At 37.4% G+C, this 874-nt stretch carries 1 tRNA gene and 1 other RNA gene; both read right to left on the reverse strand.

Annotation, left to right across the window (positions count from 1 at the left end):
* Window positions 1–127: 127 nt before the first annotated feature.
* A tRNA-Met gene (locus tag B5J93_RS13225) sits at window positions 128–204 on the reverse strand.
* An 88-nt stretch (window positions 205–292) separates the two neighbouring features.
* Window positions 293–738, reverse strand: an RNA gene (rnpB, locus tag B5J93_RS13230) — RNase P RNA component class A.
* Window positions 739–874: the final 136 nt, after the last annotated feature.

Here is an 874-nt window from a genome sequence, read left to right on the forward strand (position 1 = left end):
GATGTCAAGCGGTTTTTTAAAAAAGTTTTAATTTAATTTTCAACAGTGCTTTATTGTCAGCAGAAATTACATTATATAATAATTTAAAATTAAGTCAAGGACTTTTTTAAATTCTACCAAGGTAATTTGGTGGCGATGAAGAGACTTGAACTCTTGACCTTACGATTATGAGTCGTACGCTCTAACCAGCTGAGCTACATCGCCGTTACAGGGTGCGAATTATACAGATGCTTTTATCTGTTGTCAACACCAATTTTAAAAAAATTTTTCATTTTTATAAAATTTTATAAAAATAAATGGCAAACCGATAAGCCGGATTCTGTCGTGGACAATCATTCATCTAGACGCACAATCACTCATGCGTTCAAGCAACCTACCCGTATCCTAAGCGGGCAACTCATTGGATACCTATTTGGTCTTGCTACACGTGGAGTTTACCTTGCCATGAACTGTTACCAGTCATGCGGTGGGCTCTTACCCCACCGTTTCACCCTTACCCAACCACTCAACCAAATATTTTTTTAAAATTATAATTTTAAAAAATATTTGGTTGAGTGGTTGGGCGGTCTATTCTCTGTTGCACTGGTCGTAGGCTTTCGCCCCCTAGTCGTTAGCTAGCACGTCGCCCTATGTAGTCCGGACTTTCCTCCCTCCGACCACTTAATTTGACTAACATTTATCACAACATTAACTTTAAATCAAATTAAGTGGTCGGACGGCGATTGTCTGGCTTGCTAATCTCATTATAGCACACCTGATTAAACCTTGCATACTTATTGAGAAGATTCAGGGCAATCGCACTACAAAATTTTACATGAAATTGATTAAAAATCAAGCAAATTTAGCATTTATAGTTAGAACACGTTGAACATTC

The sequence above is a fragment of the Moraxella equi genome, from assembly GCF_002027555.1.
In the GTDB taxonomy this organism is placed as follows: Bacteria; Pseudomonadota; Gammaproteobacteria; order Pseudomonadales; family Moraxellaceae; genus Moraxella; species Moraxella equi.